We start from the raw sequence: 21635 nt of genomic DNA, 5'->3' as shown, positions 1-21635 counted from the left end.
CCGTCAACAATGGTGCTCTTGGGACGCAAGAAATAGCTGAAAAAGTGACGATGTCCGTCGATCGCTTCGCTGAATTGAACCGAGCGACCGAACAGTCACAGCAAAAGATGGAAGAACTCGATTCATTGATTCGCCAATTCAAGGTATGACAAAAACCCGCCGACACGTGCTGTTCGGCGGGTTTCTCATTAGGCGGCAGATTGTACCGCTTCTTTTTTTCGTTCGAGTTCGAATCGTTTTGTCTCGGCGACGACGACACCCGACAGGAACAAGAGTCCAATCAAGTTCGGAATCGCCATGAGACCGTTGAACACATCCGAGATAGACCAAATCAAATTCAAGTTCGTCGTCATCGCACCGAGTCCTGCGACTAAAATATAGAGGACACGATACGGGACAATCACTTTTTCCCCGAGTAAATAGTACGCGGAACGTTCCCCGTAATAACACCAGCCAAGGACGGTCGAATAGGCGAAGAAGACAAGGGAGATTGTCACGATGATTTCACCAATCGGTCCTAGGAAATAGGCGAATGACGCTTGCGTCAAGGCAATCCCTTCGAGTCCTTCTGTATATTGACCACCCATGACAATCGTGAGTCCGGTGATTGAACAAACGATGAGCGTATCAATCAACACCTGTGTCATCGAGACGAGTGCTTGTCGTCCCGGGAAATCGGTCTTCGCTGCCGCGGCCGCAATCGGTGCAGATCCGAGTCCTGCCTCGTTAGAGAACACACCGCGCGCGACCCCGTAGCGAATCGCGGCACCTAACGCACCTCCACCGATGGCTTCGGCACTGAATGTGCTCGAGAACATCGTCGATAAGGCACCCGGCACCAATTCAAGGTTCATGATGAGAATCACGAGCCCGCTTCCGACATAAGCAAAAATCATGAACGGGACGAAGATTCCGACGACTTTCCCGATCGATTTGACACCACCTAAAATGACGAATGCCGTGACCGCCATCATGACGATCCCTGTCACAACCATTGGGACGTTGAACGAGTTGTTCAAGGCGAGACTGATCGAGTTCGTCTGTACCCCGTTCCCAATCCCAAAGGCTGCGACCGATGCGAATAAGGCAAACAACATGCCGAGCCACTTTTTCTTTAGCCCGTGTTCTAAGTAATACATCGGTCCCCCGGCAATTTCGCCTCGTTCATCGACGACACGATATTTGACCGCCAGGATGGCCTGACGACTGCGCCCGGTCCCCCGAGGACGATTGCCGTTGCGACACCGACCATGTTTCCGGTACCGACCGTGGCCGCCAATGCCGTCATCAATGCTTGGAAATGGGAGATGTCCCCACGTTGTTTCTTCTTCGGTTGCTCATTCTTTGGAATAAAGGCCTCTTTCAAGCCGACACCAAGCCTCGTCACTTGAATAAAGCCGAGACGGACGGTCAGGAAGATTCCTGTCCCGACGAGTAAGATTAATAAATGTGGCCCCCAGACGAGATTTGATAAACTCGACAGCCAACTTTCAATTTGATTCACTGTGTTGCTCTCCTCCTACGTTCTTGATTTGAGCGCTCTCCCTATATTTTTCAGAACATTCACAATCGAGTCAAGGTACACCCCTTGAAGAAAGCGTTTTCAACACGTTATATAATTGTAATATTTTCCCTAAACCCTTGTGCTTAAGAGCTTCTTAAAATTTATTTCGAAATATGATTGTAATATATCTCAGAATCCAAAAGCTGCGATTTTACAATCCATACGAATCGTTGATCAAGAGACTATTTCTCGATGAGAACGCGATGCAGCTCCGTGCCTGTACTTGGTCAAAAAAAGACTGTAGACCTATATTGTCTACAGTCTGAGACCGCTCCATTTTCTCGTTTTATGAACGGATGGCAGACACGACTTCTTCAACGTGCCCCTTCACTTTGACGTTACGCCACTCTTCTTGAATGTAGCCGTCCTCATTGATCAAGAACGTCGAACGGACGATGCCGTAGTACTCTTTCCCGTAATTCTTCTTTAGTTGCCAAACACCGTACAATTCAGAGACTTCATGATCCTCGTCGACGAGTAAGTCGAACGGCAACTCATTCTTCGCGATAAAGTTCTGGTGCTTCTTCTGACTGTCCGCTGAAATCCCGATGACGACCGCGCCTTTCATCTTCGGCATCGCATCACGGAAATCACACGCTTCCGTCGTACAACCCGGTGTCGAGTCACGAGGATAAAAATACAAAACGACTTTCTTGCCTAAATAATCTTTCAGCGAGACCATTTCTCCATTTTGGTTCGGTAATGAAAATGTAGGTGCGAGCATCTGTTTTCCTCCTTAACCGAACGACGGATCGACGAGTTGTTCGTCGAAGCCATCGATCGCTTCCTCTAATTTTGTCTTTAATGGATCGAGTACTTCGATATACTCGATTGGATCTTCAGTGGCGGCGGTATACCACGTCTCATATGCTTTAAAATAATCGGCCATGATGGCTTGGTTCTCTTCGACCGTCAACGTCTCCGCCATCAAAAGAAAGACGTTATTGTCCGCCTCGAGTGCCGTATAGTCGGTCTGGGCGTTGACTCGGTCATAGATCGGTCCTGCCTCATCTTCCGGAACCTCTGCAAGACGAGCGTTCGCTTCTGCGTTGACCCCATATTCGTTTGCCTGTATCCCGATGAGGAGCTCTCCGACTTCTGCGATGACGTCCTCTGGTAACGCAGTCGGCGTGATGACGAGCGACCAATCGTCACCTTCTTTCACAGCGACTTTACTGAGTCGGTTCGGGAGCGGATTGCCGTCTTGGTCTACCATTTCATGGACGAGAAACGCCACGTCTTCTTCCTCGTTGACCCAACTCTCATAGATGTCACCCGGGGCGAGCTGACGCGTGACGGCACCGGTCGCCGGAATGTCAGTCAAGCGACCCGCATAGTCGATGGCTGCGAGCGCTTCGGCATCGCCTGACTCGAGCGCCGTTTGATAATCCGCATACACTTCCGTGACAGCATCCGGCAATGCGCGTTTCGTTTCTTCTACAACCGTCTCTTCATCGTTCCCACATGCGCCAAGCGTGAAGACGAGGAGAAGCGGAATGAGCCATTTTTTCATGTTGTTCGTCCTTTCTAAAGCCGTGTTCTCCCTCATCCTACCATGTCTCGAATGGTCGCTCCAATGGCATGTGTTTCTGGAAAATTGTTTCACTAGGATTTCTACGATAATTTCGATACAATACAGACGTAAGCGCTTTAACGCTCAACATCACTTTAAGGGGGAACGAGAATGATTCCATACAAACATGAACCATTCACAGACTTTACACAAAAAGAGAATGCCGATGCGATCCAAGCGGCAATCGAGAAAGTGAACGGTGAGCTCGGGAAAGACTATCCGCTCGTAATCGGTGGGGAAAAGGTTACGACGGAAGGAAAAATCACGTCTTACAACCCAGCGAACAAAGAAGAAGTGATCGGTCGCGTCTCAAAAGCAAACCAAGAGCTCGCAGAACGTGCGATGCAAGAAGCACTCACAGCATTTGACTCATGGCGCCACGTCGACCCAGCAGTCCGCGCAGACGTCTTGTTCAAAGCAGCGAACATCGTCCGTAAACGCAAGCACGAGTTCTCAGCTTATCTCGTCAAAGAAGCAGGTAAGCCATGGAACGAAGCAGATGCGGATACAGCAGAAGCGATCGACTTCATGGAATACTATGCACGTCAGATGCTCGAACTCAAACCTGGTAAGAAAGTCGAGAGCCGTCCAGGCGAATACAACCGTTATGACTACATCCCACTCGGGGTCGGGATCGTCATCAGCCCATGGAACTTCCCGTTCGCAATCATGGCCGGTACAGCTGTTGCGGCAATCGTTGCCGGTAACACGATTCTCTTGAAGCCAGCTTCAACGACACCAATCGTTGCTGCGAAATTCGTCGAAGTGATGGAAGAGGCAGGTCTTCCAAAAGGTGTCCTCAACTTCATCCCAGGACCTGGTGCAGAAGTTGGAGACTACCTCGTCGACCATCCGAAAACTCGTTTCATCAGCTTCACAGGATCGCGTGATGTGGGACTCCGCATCAACGAACGTGCCTCTAAGTTGAACGAAGGTCAAATCTGGCTCAAACGCGTCATCGCAGAGATGGGCGGAAAAGATACAATCGTCGTTGACGAGTCAGCGGATCTCGAACTCGCAGCACAATCGATCGTCAAATCGGCATTTGGTTTCTCAGGTCAGAAATGTTCAGCTTGTTCACGTGCCGTCATCGTCGACAGTGTGTATGACACGGTACTTGACCGCGTCGTCGAACTCACGAACGAACTCTCTGTAGGAAACACAGAGAAGAACGAACACTTCATGGGACCTGTCATCGACGCAGCAGCCTTCAAGAAAATCACATCGTACTTCGATGTCGCAAAAGAAGAAGGACGCATCGTCGCAGGTGGAAACGCCGATGACTCAACAGGCTACTTCATCGAGCCGACGGTCGTCGCAGACGTCGACCCGAAAGCACGTCTCATGCAAGAAGAGATTTTCGGACCAGTCGTCGCCTTCACAAAAGCGAAAGACTTCAAAGAAGCGATCGACATCGCGAACAACACAGAATACGGCTTGACGGGTGCGGTACTCACACGTGACCGTATGAATCAAGAATACGCTCGTCAAAACTTCCACGTTGGGAACCTTTACTTCAATCGTGGTTGCACAGGCGCAATCGTCGGCTATCAGCCGTTCGGTGGATTCAACATGTCAGGTACGGATTCAAAAGCAGGTGGACCGGACTACATCCAACTCCACATGCAAGCGAAGACAACATCTGAGACATTCTAATCAAAAAGAGACGTTCCCTCGAGAACGTCTCTTTTTTCAGTGTGCTTTAAATGTCTGCTCGAACATGATGGCAATCTCTTCTTGATGGAGCAAGAACAGGTCAAACAGCGTCGGATCGAACGCCCCTTTCATGTCTTTCATCGCGACAATCGTATCGTCATGGGAGAAAGCAGGTTTATACGGGCGAACCGTCCGTAACGCGTCATAGACGTCGATGATGGTGACGATTCGGGCCGCGAGTGGAATTTCCTCTCCCTTCAACCCTTTGATATATCCTGTCCCGTCCCAACGCTCATGATGATAGAGCGCGATCTGATAGGCCATTTGGATAAAGTAGTTTTGAGGGAACTGTATCTGGAGATCCTTCAACACTTCACCCCCGACGCGCACATGATCTTTCATGAAGACCCATTCTTGGTCGGATAACTTATTCGCCTTCAATAAGATCGAATCTGGTACAGAAATCTTTCCGATATCATGAAGCGGTGCCGCGAGTCGAATCCCTTCAATGAAGAGTGGCGACACGTCCGGATGATGATGGTCATATAAAATCGTCGCAAAGAGCGTCGACAAATCCTGTACCCGCTCGATATGGTTCCCTGTCTCATTGTTACGGAGTGCGGACAGCCGTAACAACGTCCGGACGAGCCCCTCTTGATAATCGATCATTTCTTTTTCCCGCTCGGCGAGGATACGCTGTGCTTCTTCCCGTCCCGCCTCGATCCGGTGCCGTTCGACCGCACCGAGAAGGGCATTACTGAAATCTTGCAGTGCCTGTTGCTCGTATTCCGTGTACGTTCGCTCCGAGACGACGGAATCAAATCCGACGAACCCTTGGCACGTCTTGCCTTGCATCATCGGGACCGCCAGCAAGCTTTGAATCGACTGCGGTTCGAGAATGCCGCGGACGACACTGGTTTCTGGTAAATCTGCCACGCGTGGAATGTACATCGTCTCACCTGCCACGTGAGTGTTGACCCATTCGGGCAACACGTCGATTGGCACGTCTTGAAGATTGTCCATCTCGGCGGTGATACCCTCGGCGCACCACTCGAACGTGTTGTGACAAACCTGATTCGTGAAATCGTAATCGAAGACATAGACGCGGTCGACCGCGAAATAATGTCCAAGTTCGGCTAGCGACTGGTCAACCCGCTTTTTGAAATCCGCAATCTCTGTTGTTAAAAAGCGATTGAGGAGTGACGAAAGCAGGTGATGGAGTCGCTCTTGTTGTTGTAACTGTAACGTCAATGATTCATGCGAAGTTGCCATGTGCCAAACCTCCCTTTTGTCTGGAATATATGCAATCGTTCCATGAGTTTATTTTACCCAATTTTCAGTCTTTTTACCCTGCTTATCCCAATTGAAAAACCGGGCGACGATGCACCCGGTCCTTCCTCACACTTGCTTCAATAAATTCGCCATTTCAATGGCTGATGTTGCTGCTTCCCAGCCTTTATTTCCCGCTTTCGTACCAGCCCGTTCAATCGCCTGCTCGATCGTCTCCGTCGTCAATACGCCAAAGATGACCGGGACCTCCGATTGATAGCTCGCTTGCGCGATTCCTTTCGCCGCTTCGTTACACACGTAATCAAAGTGTGGCGTCGCGCCACGGATGACGGCCCCTAGCGTGATGACCGCATCATATTTTTGACTCATCGCCATTTTTTTCGCCACGAGTGGGAGCTCAAACGCACCCGGGACGAAAGCGAGCGACACGTCCTCTTCTTTCACGCCATGACGCTTCAATGCATCTTTCGCACCGTCTAGAAGACGCATCGTGATCAAGTCGTTGAATCGACCGACGACGATTCCAATCTTTAAGCCTTCTCCTACTAAATTACCTTCAAATGTATATGTCATCTCATTTATCCTCCAATATGGTTCATTTTGAGTTGTTTCGTCATACGATATGATTCATTCGCTTCGTGCGCACCGACGTGAAGCGGGACACGCTCGACGACGGTGATGCCACATGATTCCAAGGCATCGACTTTTTCAGGGTTGTTCGTCATGAGTCGGACACGGCTCACCCCGAGGTCACGGAGCATCGCCGCACTGACACGATAGTCACGCATGTCGGGATGGAATCCGAGTGCCTCGTTCGCCTCGACCGTATCCAACCCTTCTTCTTGTAAGGCATAGGCTTTCAGTTTATTCACGAGTCCGATTCCTCGCCCTTCCTGACGCATATAAAGGACAATGCCCGACTCCTGTTCGATTCTCTCGATGGCCGCATCAAGTTGCGGACCACAGTCACATCGGAACGACCCGAAGACGTCTCCTGTCAAACATTCCGAATGAATCCGAACGAGTGGGACGTCTGTAAGCGTCTCGGTCACGAGGGCCACATGCTCTTGTCGATCGAATCGGTTCTCATATCCGATCATTCGAAACGTCCCTTTCGATGAAGGGAGTGACACGTCCGCTTCGCGCGTGACAAGGCTCGTCTCCATATACTGGACCAATGCTTCGATTGTGATGAATGCCAATTCGTGACGTTTTGCGACTTCGACCAAGTCCGGGACGCGGGCCATCTCCCCGTCTTCTCGAATGATTTCACAGATGACGGCTACCGGCTCACTATCAGCAAGGCGTGCCAAATCGACGGATGCTTCTGTGTGACCACGACGCACCGAGACCCCTCCTTTTTTGGCGATGAGCGGGAAGAGATGTCCCGGTCGTTGAAAGTCAGAAGGACGTGACGATGGGTTTGCTAATTCACGAACGGTGTGGGAGCGCTCGCTCGCCGAGATGCCTGTCGTCGAATCGATATGATCGACACTGACCGTGAACGCCGTACCATGTGGGTCCGTGCTATTGGTCACCATTGGTGCAAGTTCAAGGCGCGCCGCCACTTCTTCGGCCACGGCCGCACAGACGAGTCCTTTCCCTTCCGTGATTAAAAAGTTCATCGTCTCGGGTGTCATCTTGTCACCGAGCACGACAAAGTCACCTTCATTCTCACGATTCTCGTCATCGACGACGATGATCGGACGTCCGCGTCTTAATTCCTCAATGGCCCGTTCAATCGAATCAAACATTACCATCCCGCCTTTCCATAACCTTGTGATGCCAAAGATTCGAGTGTCATCTTCGACTGTCCGACTAGTTTTTCCATATATTTTGCCAACAAGTCACATTCCAAATTGACGGGGTCGCCGACATGTTTCGACCCGAGAACGGTCTCACTATATGTGTGCGGGATCAACGACAACGTAAACCCACGTTCGGATACATCGAATACGGTCAGACTCGTTCCGTCCACCGAAATCGAGCCTTTCGGCACGATGTATGGGAGAAGCGAAGGGTCGCATTGAATGTCGACATATACGGCATTTGCGAGTGGACGCTTCTTGGTGATGCGCCCGACGCCGTCAACATGTCCGGACACGAAATGCCCGCCGAATCTTCCATTCGCCGGCATCGCTCGTTCGAGATTGACGCGCGTTCCTGGCTTCACGCCATCTAGACTGGATGCTTTCAGTGTCTCTGGCATCACATCAACGGCGAATGTTGACGCATCAAACGTTGTGACCGTCAAACAAATCCCATTTACCGAAATGCTGTCGCCGATTTTTACGTCATCGAGTACCTTTGCCCCCGATAGGACGAGCCGCAAGGACGGACCGTTTCGTTTCACCGCTTTGACCGCACCGATTTCTTCTACGATTCCTGTAAACATTAGAGCGCCCCCTTTCGAAGGACGACTTTCAAATCAGGTCCAATCGTCTCGACCTGCTGAATCTCAAAACGAGAAATCGCATCCAGCGAACCTTCCTGTTGTGAACGGTAAACACCGTTTTTCCCGCCGAACACGCGCGGTGATTGATAGGCAACCCATTCATCCACGTACCCTCCGTCAAGAAGGGACGTGACAAGTGTCGGGCCCGCCTCGATCAATAAGCGTCCAACCCCATTCGCGTAAAGTGTCTCAAGTACGTTTCCGAGCGACGTATAATCGAATAACTCGATTCCCATGGCACGTGCTTGTTCCCGTTTTTCTCTGTCGTCTGACGAGGTGAACAAGAGCACCGGGACGTCTTCAGCCGTTCGGGCAAGCGTGCTCGCAAGTGGCAAGCGAAGGTCACGGTCGAGGACGACTCGCTTCGGTTGACGTGTCTCATGGTCCAATCGAACGGTCAGTGCCGGATCATCCGCTAGCACCGTTCCAATTCCCGTTAAAATCGCATCGGTTTTGGCACGCAGTTCATGGACGTCACGACGAGCTTCCGAACTCGTCACCCATTGACTCTCACCGGAATCCAAGGAAACTTTTCCGTCGAGACTCGTCGCCGTCTTTAAGATGACGTACGGTCGTTTCGTCTCGAGCGCTCGTAAGAACGCTGGATTCAGTGCCCGCGCCTCCTCTTCAAGTAACCCGACTTCCACCTCGACGCCAGCCGACTTCAGACGCATGATCCCTTTTCCCGCAACGAGTGGGTTCGGATCTTTCATGGCGATGACGACTCGTTTGACTCCGGATTCAACAATCAAGTCGGCACACGGTGGTGTCTTTCCATGATGCGAGCACGGCTCAAGTGTGACGTACAGTGTCGCCCCGTAAGCTGCCGCACCTGCCATCTTGATGGCGTGAACCTCGGCATGCGGCTCGCCCGCCTTGAGATGGGCACCTAGCCCGACGACGCGACCGTCTTTGACGAGAACGGCGCCGACAAGCGGGTTCACACCCGTCTGTCCGTCGGCAGATTTCGCCAATTGGATGGCTTGTTGCATGTACTGTTTCATCGTTCTCCCTCCTTTTTTCCGTACAAACAAAAGACCCTAAGGAACGGTCCTTAGGGTCTTGGTGGGAGGGTTTCGTCGTTTTTGGACAAGCCAAATAAACGTTTTCTTTACAGAAAAGCGTACGACGAAGCACAGGTCACACGGACCTGTTTTTTGTTCCTTCTCCCATCCAGACTATACTGTCGGCTCTAGAGTCTCACTAGATCCACCGTTCGCACACGTGCGCCCGGGTCACGGACTTAGGGCATGGCCCATCACCGCCGGTTGGGAATTTCACCCGACCCCGAAGGAATATTTGTTTGTACAGATTTACTGTATCGCAATTGTTTTTATTTCGCAAAACAAAAAGTCGCGCCTCGATTATGCGAGAAAGAGGACGACAAGAAGCCCGACAATCCAGCAATAATATGAGAAATACTTTAATTCGCCTTTTGCCATGATGTGCTGGAACCACTTCAACGAAATCGCAGTCAACACATAAGAAGCGATGAACGCCAAGATGAGCGGACCGAACAAGTCACGTGTTTCTGGGTTCGTAAATAACGCCGGACCGTCCAAAATCATCGTCCCGAGACTGATTGGAATGAACAAGAAGAACGAAAAGCGAAGTGCTGATTCTTGCTTGATTCCGAGCAACATTGCCATGACGATGGTTGCTCCAGAGCGACTGATCCCTGGGATGAGCGCCACCGCTTGGGCGAGTCCAATCAATACGGCGTCACGTAACGTGATTCCGCCGTCTCCTTTATTCCCGCGCATGTTTCGAATGAACCAAAGCGCAAGACCCGTGATGATGAGCGTGTATCCGACCGTCGCGACGCCACCGAGTACTTCTCCAATCCAGTCACCAAAAATGACACCGAGCACACCGGCCGGAACCGTTGCGACGAGGAGCAATCCGATAAACTTCACATCGACCATCGTCTCATCTGTCCGATCTTTCTTGAAGAGGAACGTCCATAAACTGACGATGAGGCGGACGACATCTTTACGATAGACCGTTAAGACCGCGAGGAGCGATGCAAAATTTACGAAAACTTCAAATGACAATCCCGGCAAGTCGATGTTAAATAATTCTTGGAAGATAACAAGATGTCCACTCGATGAAATCGGGATCGGCTCCGTGAATCCTTGGATCAATCCGAGCAACGTATAAAATAACCAAACTGTCATAATGGTAATCCTCTTTTCTGTTTTTCACTCAATGCGCCTATTTTAGCAGAATTGGACTTTCGTTGACCAGCTGTTAAAAATTTTTTGATGTAATTTCAATATTCGATTGATTAGTCTGAAAATTAAATTTATTATAGAAGGGTACTCATCTGGAGCGAAGGCGATGACCCCATTTCTCCAGTTGGGTACTTTTTTATAAAAATATGACATTTTTGGTTGATTAAAACTTTTTGTTTACATTTATCACGAAATTCGATTTAATTTGTAATAGAACTGTTACCATTTTTTGAAATGTTTTTCTGTGACTTTAGACCTATCCAATTCTTAGAAATTGTTTAATAATTTTCAAAATCACGTTAATAAATCCGAAAAACCATCCGATAGTATGATTGTAGGAGCATTTTTTTCATCTTTGTCGGTTCATATTTGAGTCCACGGAAGGAGGAACCATCATTGAGTCAAACGCTAACCACTAAATCCCATCACCTGTCCACCGAACAACAGAGGATGATCCATTGCATCCGCCTTCTCGGGGACTTGTTGAAGGAACGTCCACGCCGCTCTGTCTACCGTCGCTTTGCCATGGAACAGAATTGGCCATCTCCTGAATCCATCATCAGACAGTTCGGGTCATGGGCTGAGGCACTTGCCATCGCAGGCTATGAATGGCATGGAGAAGCAACTGTCGAATTGCCAGACAAAATGCCGAAGTATACACGCGAGGACATCATCGAGACACTTGCACTTTATTCGCGAGACATGGGCTCGATTATCACCTTGAAGAAGTATCAGCAATGGCGAAAGCTCCATCCGAAGGCACCGAGCCATTATCATATCGTCAAGACGTTCGGTTCGTGGCATGATGCCTGTGCCGAGGCAGGACTTGAGGCGAGTGTCACCTATTCGAAAACAGAATTATCTAACGCGCTACGTGAAGCCATTCAGGAAATGGGCTTCTCCCTCTCATTCGAAGCATATCGGGAATGGGCGAAGCGTAACAACAAGCCTTCGACAAAAGCGATCTTACATCGCTATGGCTCTTGGTCAGCCGCCGTTCATGCGGTGGAATCGGAACTTTATAATACGAACTCATAATCTTTTCATACAAAAGGAGGATCCGCCATATGGTGGATCCTCCTTTCATCTGACTTCTGTGGACAGTTCTTGATAGTGGGCGACCCGATCACGACCATTGAACTTGGCCCCGACATACATGGCTCGGTCCGCATGCCGGAGTACCGTATCCAGGTCTTCATATTCATGAATCGTCTCGATCCCAATACTCGCCGTCACCGTGATGCGCGTCCCTTCCGTACCAAAATCATGGCGTCTCAGCGCTTCCCGTATCTTTTCGCCGACCAGATGGGCTGCCGCCTCATCCATTCGGGGGAACACGAAGACAAATTCTTCCCCACCATACCGCGTCACCAAATCCGTCGCCCGAACGCTGCGCGTGAACAATTGTCCGGCCTCAATCAACACTTCATCCCCGAACGCATGTCCATACGTATCGTTGATTGACTTGAAATGATCCAAGTCGACGAGGAAAAGCGAGAGCGGATAGGATGCCACGTCATTCAATCGTTCTGTCGTCCAGCTACGCAACGCCCGCTGATTATGTAGGCCCGTCAACGGGTCCGTCAAACTTTCATGCTGCAGGCGGTCCCGCTCATCGATTCGCTCGATCGACCACGACAACGTTTTAAGGAGCCGGTTCACTTCGATGGCAATCGGCGTCTCATACGCGCCGTTGGCTGTCGTCGATACCATACAGCTTACCGCCGTTTCCGCTCCCCAAACGGGCTGGATGACGAGCGCTGAATGATGCAACTCTTGCTGCTGTTGCTGTAGCTCGGGGTGCCATTCATGTAACGAATCATAGACGAAACATGGTTCATCTTCGTCATGATAACGTTCGATTGTATAGGCGTCTGGCACACTCGGGATGATGCGTCCCGTCATGTCGTAAAACGTCCGCACCCCGTTTCGGTTGACCTGCAGCCAACCACGTTCGACTTCCACGACATCACGCAGTCCGTTCCAAAACTTTTCAATCAACAGTTGCTCGCTATCGACACGGTATAGCTGTTCTTTCAAGCGCTCGACCTGATCGACTTTTGTTTTCGTCTCTTCCGTCTCCGTCGCTTTCGACATCGACATCTTCAGGACGGATAAAATGAAGAACGTGACGATGAGCCCGACGTATTCAAACACGAGATACGATTCGATGGCAATCATCGTGAACAACAATTCGAGTGACACGACGAGCCAATCAAATCGAATTAATCGCCACATAATCGGTAACGGGATTCGCTCCCCGACCATGAAGTAAGACAAAACGAAACTCATCGTCAGGACGAGGAAAAGCGTGCCTAGGAACGCTAACATCGCTATTCCCTCTTGCATCAAATGAACAGGCTCCCCGATTTGTCCCCCGAGCCCGATATAGGCCAGTCCCGGCAACAGGACGAGGAGGCACTCGATCACCGTATTCAACGGATAGAAATGTAAGAAACGACGACGTCCGACCCGACGATTGAACGTCCTCGCCTGAAAGGTGAACAAGAGGAGTTGACCCATCAAGAGGGCCGGGGCGAGCCCGTAAAGGAAGAACGTGATAAAGACGAACATCTCATGAAACGTGAAATGGAGATGTCTACGCTTGAGCGGGTTCATGACGAAAAAAGCGCCTAGCGTATAAATAAACCAAAACAACGGCCAGTCGAACGATTCCAAGTGATGTAAGGTCAAATACGTCACACCTGTGAAGACGATTGCCCACGCGAGCCAGCTCCGAACTAGATACTTCCGAAATCGCATCGTCTTCTCCCCTTTTCTCGTTCATTTTTTCTAGTATGACCCGTAATGCAAAAACATTCCAGCAATTGTTTGAAAGTTGAGACAATGAAATATTGAAAAGATTCCCAATCAGAAGTTTTGTAGACATGAATGTCGGCAACAGTCAATGTAAGGAGGCTATAACGATGGACCTTTCCATGTTTCTCATCACGTTCCTACTCATTTATTCGCTGACAATCACATTTCTATTTTTACGAAGGCAAAAACAGAATTGAAGCATACAAAAGGCGATTCTCTCACGAGAACCGCCTTCACATCTTATTTCGCTTTCAAATACGAGATTCCAATCGACCCAGATCCCGTATGCGCCCCGAGGAGCGGTGCGAGTGTGTCGACCCGAATCGGAATCTTGTCACCGAGTCGCTCTTTCCACTCTTGTGCGAGTTCAGGAACGTTGCCGTGGAAAATCGAGACGTCTTTACACTCACCAGACTCAATCGCTGCACGCAACACTTCGAATAAGTGAGCCTGTGCTTTCTTATACGTGCGGACCGTCTGATAAGGGACAATCAACCCGTCCTCGAATCGGAGCACCGGTTTCAATTGAAGCATGTTCCCGATTAATGCCTTCGATTTTGAGATACGTCCGCCTTTTTGCATCTGCGTCAAGTTTTGCAGGGTCAGCTCAATCCGTACGTCTTCAACGCGTTCCTTCATGTAGGCTTCCACGTCTTCGAGCGCATCGCCTCGTTCGACACGTTCAATCAACTCTTCCAGCATGAGCCCCATCGTATAGATCCCCGCTCGTGAATCAATGGCGAGTAATTTAAATTCTGCGATCTCAGCACCTTGTACAGACGCCGAGTACGTTCCACTCAAGTCAGAGGACAAGTGAATTGCAATCCCCATGTCGTACTCTTCTTTCAACTCTTCATACAGTGTGACAAAATCTCCGATGGCTGGCTGGCTCGTTGAAACGCGCTCCCCGGCATCAATCCATTCATAGACGGTCGTGGCATCGACTTCAATCCCGTCTTTATACGGTTGCTCCCCTTTGACGACATAGAGCGGGACGATATGAATATCTGGGTGGTTCACTAAAGCATCTGGAAGGACGATCGTGCTGTCCGTGATGTATGCAATTTTCATGAAAAGTTCTCCCTTAAAAAATTTTTTAGTACCTGGTTATATTATTTTATCACAGGTGAAGCGGTTTCACTATTTTTTCAAAACATCCTATGTGTAACTTGTCCAATCTGACTTCGAAAAGGGTACATGATACATAACAAATAAAGGAGGCGAACGAGACATGATCCAGCTCGAGAACGTCAATAAAATCTATAAGACCGGTGACGTGGAAACGGCCGCGTTGAAAGAGATTGACCTAAGCATTCATGACGGCGCGTTCGTCGTCATCCTCGGTCCGAGCGGAAGCGGGAAAAGTACGCTACTCAACGTCATCAGCGGACTCGATACCGTGACGAGCGGCAAAATTACATTCGGAGATACGGTGCTCACCGACTTGTCCCCCGAACAGATGACGGCGTTTCGGCGCGACCACCTCGGATTCATTTTTCAACAATACAATCTCCTTCAAAACTTGACTGTCTATGAGAACGTACAAATCGGGTCCGATTTGACGAAAGACCCGCTCCCCATCGATGAATTGCTCGACCAAGTCGGGCTCGCAGCAGCGCGTGACAAATATCCCTATCAACTATCTGGGGGCGAACAGCAACGGGTCTCTGTCGCCCGAAGTCTCGCTAAAAATCCAGCAATCGTCTTCTGTGACGAACCGACGGGCTCGCTCGACGAGGAGAATTCGAAGAAGGTGCTCGAGCTGTTGGAGCGACTGAACGAGACGTATCAAAAGACGATCGTCGTCATCACGCACAATAACGGAATCAGTGACATGGCGGACGATGTCATCAAGATGAATTCCGGTCGAATCGTCGAAGTGACCCATCACGACACCCGCGTCGCGGCACGTGACATTCGTTGGGGATAAGGAGGTGGCGACATGCTGTACAAAAATGTATGGAAGACGCTCAGTAAGAAATGGATGCAACTGCTCGCCATCGCCATCATCATCGTCATGAGTTCACTCACGTACACGATGATGTTCTATGGAATTAGCGGAATCGAAGTTCCAACCGAAGAATACTTGGAGGAATCGAACCAAGAAGACTTCGCCGTTGAGATGCTCAACCGGGTGACGGAAGAAGAATTACGTGACCCCGATGTTGCCGCACTCGCTGAAGCCGGAACGTTCACACTAGCCGACATCAAGCAGGCAGACGAGGAAGTCTTTAATCGTTTGATTGCGTCACGCATCGATGCGGTCGAACAAGAGATGCCAGAGGCGACGATTGAACTCCGTGACTTAAAAGCGATCACGTACACACTCGGGGACGCGGAACATCGCGGTCTCTTGCTAAAAGAATCTGATTCAATCAACCGTTCCTATGTAGAGGCGGGAGCAAGACCGAGCACGAACGACGAGGTTGCCCTGAACAAAAAGTATGCTGAAGAGAATGGAATTGAAATCGGGGACACGATCGACCTTGGCAGACCGTTCACCGTCAGCGGGTTCGTCCTCTTTCCGGACTATACCCTCCCCCTCTTCGACGACAATTTTTTCAATCTAGATCCCGGCTCCCAGACGCTCTTACTCATGACAGACGAATCGTTCGAATCGACCGTCGGACAAGAATCGTTCCGCCTCTCCGGTGTGACGGAACAGACGGTCATGACCGATCTCGACCTCCCGTTTGTCGTGTCTGTCATGGAGACGGAAAATATTATCCGAAGCGGTGCGATTTATAGTGAGATCTCATCTGGAAAAGCGATGGCGCTCGGGCTTAGCCTCTTTATCGTCTCTATCGCCGTTATCATCGTCGCCATCCTGATCTCGAATATGCTTGAGGCGGAACGCGGTCAAATCGGACTGTTAAAGGCAATCGGATACAGTCGTCGACAAATCGCAGCGCCTTATCTCGTCCTCATCTTAATCTTCGCTTTCTTCATGCTGATCATCGGCTATTTCCTTGGTCTTTATTTTGCAGACCCGTTGAAAGAACTGTATCTCGATTTTTATCTCTTACCGTCCATCACCATCGCCCAAAGTCCGCTCGTCTTTTTGACGGCCGTGTTTGCGCCACTGCTTTTCTTTGCACTCGTCGCAGGAGCCGTCATCTACAAGATCATGGGAGAAAGCGCCCTCGCCCTCCTATCGCCTCGGGACAACGTTTCCTTGAATCGCCTGAGTCGGCTCGTTAGTCGACTATTGAAACGCGCGAGCGGCAAGACGAAGTTCAAATACTTGTATGCGGTCAAGAGCACGGGAAGCTTCCTCATTTTCTTCCTCGGCATCTTGTTCTCGACTATCCTCATCGTCTTCGCCCTCATGATGAACGGGGCTGTCGATCGAATGACCGTGGGTGGTTTGAATGAAGCAGTGTATGAATACGAAGCCTATACGGACGGTTCACCGCCAATCGAAGACGGACAAGAGCCGTTCCTCACTTACCCGTTCGCATTTGTCGAAGAGAAATTGATTACGTTGAAAGGTTTAGAGATTGACAATACCTTGTTCCCGCTACGTAACGAAGATGGTGACACATTGACACTTGAACCCGACGGACTAATCGTCTCCTCGTCACTCGCCCTCAAACTCGGACTTGAAGTCGGTCAGGACATCGATGTCGAACTGAACGAGGAGACGCTGACATATCCGATTGTCGGGATTGCCGATGAATTCTCTGGAGACTTCGCCTATTTGCCCCGGGCGACGCTAAGTGAACTGCTTACCGACGGCGCGACGGACGAGTTGTTCAATGGCATTTATGCGACGGTGCGCCCGAACGACTCAGACTATCCGACCATCCTGTCCCGTCAAGGGTTGATTGAACAATCCGAGTCCATCAATCAATATATGAACTTCATGATGAATGTCTTGATTGGTGGTGCGTCTCTCATCGCCTTCAGCATTCTATTCGTCCTGACGGCGTTGACGGTCGAGAAGAACTACTACGTCATTTCGTTATTAAAGGTCATGGGATACCAAAAACGGGAAGTCCGTTCGATGATTCTAAACAGCTACTTCATCTACGCGCTCGTCTCGGCCCTCTTGAGTATTCCGATTGCCTTGTTGACGCTTCGGGTCATCATCGTCGTATTCGCAGAAGATTACGGGCTCGTCCTCCCGCTTGAATTCGAATGGATCTATATCGTCTATACGCTCGGTGCGGTCGTTCTCCTCTTCTTCTTGAGCACGTTCGTCAGCCGACGGAAGATCGATCAAATCCCACTTCAGGAAGTATTGAAGACATATCAAGAATAATTTATGCCAAAATAGGGCATAATAAGAGATAGACCAGGCCTCTCCCGAGGAGGGGCCTGATTTTTGCAGAAAAGGATGATTGACATGAATCGTACACAAGTAATGCTCGCCATTCCCGGGAACTGGTCTTCCGCGGAAGGCGTGAACGAACAAATCAGTTTACATAGTGAAGGCTACACGATGGCCGGCTTATTGCTGCTCGAAGATGAGACGGGCAAAGCGTTCACCGTAGAAGTCGTGGAACGTGACCCGGCTCTCGCCGAGGCCATGATTCACGCGAGTTCTGGTGGATTCACACCGAAAGTCGCAAAAGGAATCGCCCGTCACACGCATGTCGTCTACTTGATTGTCGACGTCAACGATTTGACAGACGTCGCCGCTGCGCGTCGTGCCGCAAATGCTGTCTTGAATGCCGGTGGGGTCGGCGTCATGGTCGAGTCGGCTGGTGTTTCCTTCTCGAAAGACGAATGGCAAGAGTCTAAAGAAGAAGACCTTGCGCTTGACTACTCGCTATTGACGGCAATCACGGAAGAAGAGAATGCTTATATGTCTTGGGGAATGAAAGCGTTCGGACATGCCGACGTGGCCGTACCAATGACACTCGAGATCGAAGATGCCATCCACGTGATTCACTCGTTCAACTTCCACCTCATCTCAGGCGGAGCGATGTTCGGTGATGGCGACCATTTCGCATTCGAAGACGGACGTGCTTTCACGGTCGAGATGGGTGAAGACGAGCGGACGACAATCGACAACTTGTTGCACAACCCGTTCGGCTTAATCTACCTCGTCCCGCAAGCAGCAGAATAAAAATGGAGCGCCCAGTGGCGCTCCATTTTTATTTATGTCGCCAACACGTCGTGATACTCCTCATGACGGTCGAACTGATTTTTTGTGAACGGGCAGAGCGGGATGATCGTCTTCCTTTGCTCCCGTGCATATTCGACGACAGCGAGGACGAGCTTCTCCCCGATTCCTTGTCCTCTCAGGTCGTCACTGACATACGTATGGTCGACAATGAGTTTGTCGGGTCCCGTCGGCACGTAGTGCAGTTCTGCCGATGGCTCAGCCTCATCCCCAACATAAAATGTGTTTTCTTTTTGTTTGATCTCCATTCACTCAGCACGCTCCTCATCTAATTTTAATGGGATGAAGAAATGATCACGCGTCGTCCAGTCCATCTCACGCATCAAGATATCGAACGCGGTGGACAAAAAGTCTTGTACATGATCACTCGTCGCTTCATCAAGCGGCAAGAAAAATTCGCTCTTCTCCGCATCATAATATGCCGCTTCCGGTTTCAACGTTTCCGTCGGTAACGGTCTGAACAAAAACGGATACGGCAACACGAAATAACTCGGACGATCCGTCACATCATCCCCGAGCCAAAATCCGAATTCAACAAACTGTTCATCAAAGGCGACACGCTCAATCACTTTGTTCTCCGGAAACGGATGTTCAATCGGATAAATGACAAGAGACGAGACATCAAACGTCCCCCAAAAGAGGGCCGGTTTGATTTTCCGACATCGCAACTTCGATAAATATGTCAATTGTTCGTGCGCCGCCCGCTGAAACAGTCTCAATCCTTTCCGAGCATACGTCGCGTCATAGGCGAGCGGTGTCTCATCCGTATCGAGTAACCCTTTGAAGGCCATCTCTTGTGGTTTCGGATTGATATTCACGTGTACCCCATGTTCACGAAGGCGCGCGAACAAGTCATCATGATAAGACTTAATCGTTTTTCCCGCTTCAATCGGAATGGCGTCCGTCTGTTCCTCGACATGGACGACGAGGCAAGACGTCAATAGATCCACATCAATCTGTAGCGCCCGCTCTCCTTCAAATAACAACCCTGTCGTGAAACCTTGCACCGTGAGCGGCAACGAGACGTGCCCCCATTGCGGTTCCGGTGGTGCCAGTTTGAGCTTGATCTTTCCGAGAAGCTGCGAAATCAAATGTAAGGTCAGTTTCGTATCGTGCCATTCTGAATGCAGTGGAATGTGCATCCCCCATCATCCTCTCATCCTTTACACGCACCACTATGGTCACAGATCGGACGTTTCCCAGATTGCCCGCATCCACATAGTGTCGCTCGGTAAGTCGAAATGACCTCATCGCCTTGATCGATCTGAAGGTCACCCCGCACCTCGATTTGTTGCCAATCGTTCAATTTTACGGATGTCGGTACATCTGGTGTCTCCGCATCGCCTCCGTCTTTTCGAACGAATTGGAGGGCACCGCTTGGACAACGTTCAATCACCGTCGCGACATCTGGGGCCTCGACACCATCTGGTAAAATCCACGGTTTTCGTTTCGTATCAAACACTTCCGGTAGCCCACGGACACATTCTGCCGCATGTACGCAGAGCGACACGTCATAGTACACATCAATCGATTCTCCCACGCATTGCTTGCCTCGCATCGAATCACCCCTTATGTGTTTGCGGGTCTTTACCCGTTCACTTACGAAAAAAACCCATCATCCTCTAATTCGGATGACGGGTTGATTTTAGGCTTGTCTCATTTCTTGCATGCGTTCGAGTTGATGCGTCAATTCACCGATTGGGACGAATCGCGCCCGGCGTAGCATCTCTTTCCCGTTGATGAAAAAGAGGACGACCGGTACCGTGAAAATGGAGAAGGATCCCGCAACTTCCGGGACTTCGTCCGAATCCACCGCGACCGTCTCGATGTCAGGGAACTGATGAAGCATCTCTTCGATTTGAGGTTTCAGCGCATGACAGACACTGCATCCTGGATGTGACACGTAGACGAGCAGTTGTTCCGTGCTCTCAATCCGTTCATTCAATCCAGTCAAGGTTGTCATTGCTTCCATCTTTCATTCCTCCTGTTGATTAAGCGTCGAGCCACAAAACGCCGACCGTCTCAAACCCGGCATGTACGGCGATCGATGGACAGAAGCGTGTCCGTACCACTTCAAGACCCGGCAATTTCGACTCGATGAGTGCGACAAGGTCGTCTTGCATCTTCGGTGCGAGTGCCGTCTGGACGAACACTCGGTTATCCTTCACACCGTTCTCCGCGTGGCGACGTTCGAGTTCACCGACCATTTCCGCATAGGCTTTCTTCAACGAGCGCGCTTTTTTGAACGGGATGACTTTCCCTGTCTCATCGAGCGTGATGATCGGTTTGATGTTCAAGATGTTTGCAAGGAACAGCTCACCCGAAGAAACGCGACCGCCGCGGCGCATCGTTTCCATGTTACCGATAATCATGAAGAAGTTTTTCTTATCGCGCCATGCCTCGAGCAAAGCGACAATCTCTTCGACGGATTTGCCTTCTTGTTCAGCCGCTTTTCCGATTCGAACGAGCTCTTGTTGCGCTTCGAGCGCGGCGTGTGAGTCAATCGTATACACTTTGAAGTCAGCCGCCTCTGCCGCTGCTTTTGAGTTTTTCGCCGTGCTACTCAATCCGTTTGAGCAGTGAACGGCGATGGCGCAGTCATACCCTTCTTCTTTCAAGCGCTCGTAGCGGCCGATGAAATCTCCGAAAATCGGTTGTGACGTCTTCGCTTCTTTCTTTTGGTCAATCATATACCGATGCAAGTCTTCAAGCGAGAGATTGGTTTCACTATAGCCGTTGCCATCCACAATCAATTGAATCGGGACGATATCGACACCGAGACGTGATGCCTCTTCTTGTGAGAAGTTGGCCATACTGTCGGTAATCCATGCGATTTTTGTCATAACTAAAAAGCCTCCAATGGTCGTTCATTTTAACTAAATCAGGCGAGAATTCTCCCTCCTCTAAGCGTC

20 protein-coding genes, 1 pseudogene and 1 riboswitch are annotated in these 21635 nt (G+C 50.1%); of the genes and pseudogenes, 5 read left to right on the top strand and 16 right to left on the bottom strand.

The window, feature by feature from the left end; genetic code table 11:
- Positions 1 to 188: 188 nt before the first annotated feature.
- From ON063_RS11060 to ON063_RS11050, 3 genes and pseudogenes are all read right to left on the bottom strand, one after another.
- Positions 189 to 1504, bottom strand: a pseudogene (locus ON063_RS11060) (alanine/glycine:cation symporter family protein).
- Between the two features lie 346 nt (positions 1505 to 1850).
- Positions 1851 to 2288 carry a thioredoxin-dependent thiol peroxidase gene (gene bcp, locus ON063_RS11055; protein WP_274665177.1) on the bottom strand — a complete coding sequence of 146 codons (438 nt, stop codon included), beginning with the start codon at positions 2286 to 2288 and terminating at the stop codon, positions 1851 to 1853.
- Between the two features lie 12 nt (positions 2289 to 2300).
- Positions 2301 to 3077, bottom strand: a complete 777-nt coding sequence (locus tag ON063_RS11050; RefSeq protein ID WP_274665176.1) for a hypothetical protein — start codon at positions 3075 to 3077, stop codon at positions 2301 to 2303.
- Positions 3078 to 3248: 171 nt separating this feature from the next.
- Between ON063_RS11050 and pruA the strand changes: the two genes are divergently transcribed.
- A complete protein-coding gene (pruA, locus tag ON063_RS11045) occupies positions 3249 to 4793 on the top strand; it encodes an L-glutamate gamma-semialdehyde dehydrogenase (protein ID WP_074036480.1) in 1545 nt (514 codons plus the stop codon).
- Positions 4794 to 4829: 36 nt separating this feature from the next.
- Here the strand turns inward: pruA and ON063_RS11040 are convergent, their stop codons facing one another.
- The 6 genes from ON063_RS11040 to ON063_RS11015 all read right to left on the bottom strand — a co-directional run bounded on the left by ON063_RS11040 (position 4830) and on the right by ON063_RS11015 (position 10715).
- Entirely contained in the window at positions 4830 to 6065 is a 1236-nt protein-coding gene (locus ON063_RS11040; RefSeq protein ID WP_214693833.1) for a GAF and HD-GYP domain-containing protein, read from the bottom strand.
- Between the two features lie 126 nt (positions 6066 to 6191).
- Entirely contained in the window at positions 6192 to 6656 is a 465-nt protein-coding gene (gene ribH / locus ON063_RS11035; RefSeq protein WP_214745735.1) for a 6,7-dimethyl-8-ribityllumazine synthase, read from the bottom strand.
- Positions 6657 to 6661: 5 nt separating this feature from the next.
- Complete coding sequence (ribA, locus tag ON063_RS11030) at positions 6662 to 7837, bottom strand: GTP cyclohydrolase II (protein ID WP_274665175.1); 1176 nt, start codon at positions 7835 to 7837, stop codon at positions 6662 to 6664.
- Complete coding sequence (gene ribE / locus ON063_RS11025) at positions 7837 to 8478, bottom strand: riboflavin synthase (RefSeq protein WP_274665174.1); 642 nt, start codon at positions 8476 to 8478, stop codon at positions 7837 to 7839. Before ribE ends, ribA begins: the two co-directional genes overlap by 1 nt.
- Positions 8478 to 9542, bottom strand: a complete 1065-nt coding sequence (gene ribD / locus ON063_RS11020) for a bifunctional diaminohydroxyphosphoribosylaminopyrimidine deaminase/5-amino-6-(5-phosphoribosylamino)uracil reductase RibD (RefSeq protein ID WP_224861867.1) — start codon at positions 9540 to 9542, stop codon at positions 8478 to 8480. Before ribD ends, ribE begins: the two co-directional genes overlap by 1 nt.
- 153 nt (positions 9543 to 9695) lie before the next feature.
- Positions 9696 to 9837, bottom strand: a riboswitch (FMN riboswitch).
- A 65-nt stretch (positions 9838 to 9902) separates the two neighbouring features.
- Positions 9903 to 10715, bottom strand: a complete 813-nt coding sequence (locus ON063_RS11015; RefSeq protein WP_214693843.1) for an undecaprenyl-diphosphate phosphatase — start codon at positions 10713 to 10715, stop codon at positions 9903 to 9905.
- Between the two features lie 453 nt (positions 10716 to 11168).
- Between ON063_RS11015 and ON063_RS11010 the strand changes: the two genes are divergently transcribed.
- Positions 11169 to 11810 (top strand): homing endonuclease associated repeat-containing protein, encoded by a 642-nt coding sequence (locus tag ON063_RS11010; protein ID WP_074036465.1) that lies wholly within the window; start codon positions 11169 to 11171, stop codon positions 11808 to 11810.
- 45 nt (positions 11811 to 11855) lie between these two features.
- Here ON063_RS11010 and ON063_RS11005 read toward each other — a convergent pair whose 3' ends face one another.
- Positions 11856 to 13535, bottom strand: a complete 1680-nt coding sequence (locus ON063_RS11005) for a sensor domain-containing diguanylate cyclase (protein ID WP_274665173.1) — start codon at positions 13533 to 13535, stop codon at positions 11856 to 11858.
- A 297-nt stretch (positions 13536 to 13832) separates the two neighbouring features.
- Positions 13833 to 14663 carry a DegV family protein gene (locus ON063_RS11000; protein WP_274665172.1) on the bottom strand — a complete coding sequence of 277 codons (831 nt, stop codon included), beginning with the start codon at positions 14661 to 14663 and terminating at the stop codon, positions 13833 to 13835.
- A 160-nt stretch (positions 14664 to 14823) separates the two neighbouring features.
- Here ON063_RS11000 and ON063_RS10995 point away from each other — a divergent pair, with 160 nt between their 5' ends.
- From ON063_RS10995 to ON063_RS10985, 3 genes are all read left to right on the top strand, one after another.
- Entirely contained in the window at positions 14824 to 15522 is a 699-nt protein-coding gene (locus tag ON063_RS10995; protein WP_274665171.1) for an ABC transporter ATP-binding protein, read from the top strand.
- A 12-nt stretch (positions 15523 to 15534) separates the two neighbouring features.
- Positions 15535 to 17856 carry an ABC transporter permease gene (locus tag ON063_RS10990; protein WP_274665170.1) on the top strand — a complete coding sequence of 774 codons (2322 nt, stop codon included), beginning with the start codon at positions 15535 to 15537 and terminating at the stop codon, positions 17854 to 17856.
- An 84-nt stretch (positions 17857 to 17940) separates the two neighbouring features.
- Positions 17941 to 18666 carry a DUF4261 domain-containing protein gene (locus ON063_RS10985; RefSeq protein WP_214693859.1) on the top strand — a complete coding sequence of 242 codons (726 nt, stop codon included), beginning with the start codon at positions 17941 to 17943 and terminating at the stop codon, positions 18664 to 18666.
- A 32-nt stretch (positions 18667 to 18698) separates the two neighbouring features.
- Here the strand turns inward: ON063_RS10985 and ON063_RS10980 are convergent, their stop codons facing one another.
- The 5 genes from ON063_RS10980 to ON063_RS10960 form a co-directional block, all read right to left on the bottom strand.
- A complete protein-coding gene (locus ON063_RS10980) occupies positions 18699 to 18971 on the bottom strand; it encodes a GNAT family N-acetyltransferase (protein WP_274665169.1) in 273 nt (90 codons plus the stop codon).
- On the bottom strand, positions 18972 to 19865 hold the full coding sequence (locus tag ON063_RS10975) for a DUF5996 family protein (RefSeq protein ID WP_274665168.1): 894 nt from the start codon (positions 19863 to 19865) through the stop codon (positions 18972 to 18974). It lies immediately after the preceding gene.
- Between the two features lie 14 nt (positions 19866 to 19879).
- On the bottom strand, positions 19880 to 20281 hold the full coding sequence (locus tag ON063_RS10970) for a (4Fe-4S)-binding protein (RefSeq protein WP_274665167.1): 402 nt from the start codon (positions 20279 to 20281) through the stop codon (positions 19880 to 19882).
- Positions 20282 to 20368: 87 nt separating this feature from the next.
- Entirely contained in the window at positions 20369 to 20695 is a 327-nt protein-coding gene (locus ON063_RS10965; protein ID WP_274665166.1) for a thioredoxin family protein, read from the bottom strand.
- 19 nt (positions 20696 to 20714) lie between these two features.
- The gene (locus ON063_RS10960) at positions 20715 to 21566 is read right to left on the bottom strand and encodes a DegV family protein (protein WP_214745697.1); all 852 of its coding nucleotides are present in this window, start codon (positions 21564 to 21566) and stop codon (positions 20715 to 20717) included.
- Between the last annotated feature and the right edge of the window lie 69 nt (positions 21567 to 21635).

The sequence above is a fragment of the Exiguobacterium sp. B2(2022) genome (genome assembly GCF_028823655.1).
Taxonomy (GTDB): Bacteria; Bacillota; Bacilli; order Exiguobacteriales; family Exiguobacteriaceae; genus Exiguobacterium; species Exiguobacterium aestuarii_A.
Note: the sequence above shows the minus strand (reverse complement) of the source record. Positions and strands in the feature narration are given on the sequence as shown.

What these genes read in the sequence shown, in the direction of transcription:
- bcp (WP_274665177.1), bottom strand. Translation starts at nt 2,288, where the DNA reads ATGCTCGCACCTACATTTTCATTACCGAACCAAAATGGAGAAATGGTC.
- ON063_RS11050 (WP_274665176.1), bottom strand. Translation starts at nt 3,077, where the DNA reads ATGAAAAAATGGCTCATTCCGCTTCTCCTCGTCTTCACGCTTGGCGCA.
- pruA (WP_074036480.1), top strand. Translation starts at nt 3,249, where the DNA reads ATGATTCCATACAAACATGAACCATTCACAGACTTTACACAAAAAGAG.
- ON063_RS11040 (WP_214693833.1), bottom strand. Translation starts at nt 6,065, where the DNA reads ATGGCAACTTCGCATGAATCATTGACGTTACAGTTACAACAACAAGAG.
- ribH (WP_214745735.1), bottom strand. Translation starts at nt 6,656, where the DNA reads ATGACATATACATTTGAAGGTAATTTAGTAGGAGAAGGCTTAAAGATT.
- ribA (WP_274665175.1), bottom strand. Translation starts at nt 7,837, where the DNA reads ATGTTTGATTCGATTGAACGGGCCATTGAGGAATTAAGACGCGGACGT.
- ribE (WP_274665174.1), bottom strand. Translation starts at nt 8,478, where the DNA reads ATGTTTACAGGAATCGTAGAAGAAATCGGTGCGGTCAAAGCGGTGAAA.
- ribD (WP_224861867.1), bottom strand. Translation starts at nt 9,542, where the DNA reads ATGAAACAGTACATGCAACAAGCCATCCAATTGGCGAAATCTGCCGAC.
- ON063_RS11015 (WP_214693843.1), bottom strand. Translation starts at nt 10,715, where the DNA reads ATGACAGTTTGGTTATTTTATACGTTGCTCGGATTGATCCAAGGATTC.
- ON063_RS11005 (WP_274665173.1), bottom strand. Translation starts at nt 13,535, where the DNA reads ATGCGATTTCGGAAGTATCTAGTTCGGAGCTGGCTCGCGTGGGCAATC.
- ON063_RS11000 (WP_274665172.1), bottom strand. Translation starts at nt 14,663, where the DNA reads ATGAAAATTGCATACATCACGGACAGCACGATCGTCCTTCCAGATGCT.
- ON063_RS10995 (WP_274665171.1), top strand. Translation starts at nt 14,824, where the DNA reads ATGATCCAGCTCGAGAACGTCAATAAAATCTATAAGACCGGTGACGTG.
- ON063_RS10990 (WP_274665170.1), top strand. Translation starts at nt 15,535, where the DNA reads ATGCTGTACAAAAATGTATGGAAGACGCTCAGTAAGAAATGGATGCAA.
- ON063_RS10985 (WP_214693859.1), top strand. Translation starts at nt 17,941, where the DNA reads ATGAATCGTACACAAGTAATGCTCGCCATTCCCGGGAACTGGTCTTCC.
- ON063_RS10980 (WP_274665169.1), bottom strand. Translation starts at nt 18,971, where the DNA reads ATGGAGATCAAACAAAAAGAAAACACATTTTATGTTGGGGATGAGGCT.
- ON063_RS10975 (WP_274665168.1), bottom strand. Translation starts at nt 19,865, where the DNA reads ATGCACATTCCACTGCATTCAGAATGGCACGATACGAAACTGACCTTA.
- ON063_RS10970 (WP_274665167.1), bottom strand. Translation starts at nt 20,281, where the DNA reads ATGCGAGGCAAGCAATGCGTGGGAGAATCGATTGATGTGTACTATGAC.
- ON063_RS10965 (WP_274665166.1), bottom strand. Translation starts at nt 20,695, where the DNA reads ATGGAAGCAATGACAACCTTGACTGGATTGAATGAACGGATTGAGAGC.
- ON063_RS10960 (WP_214745697.1), bottom strand. Translation starts at nt 21,566, where the DNA reads ATGACAAAAATCGCATGGATTACCGACAGTATGGCCAACTTCTCACAA.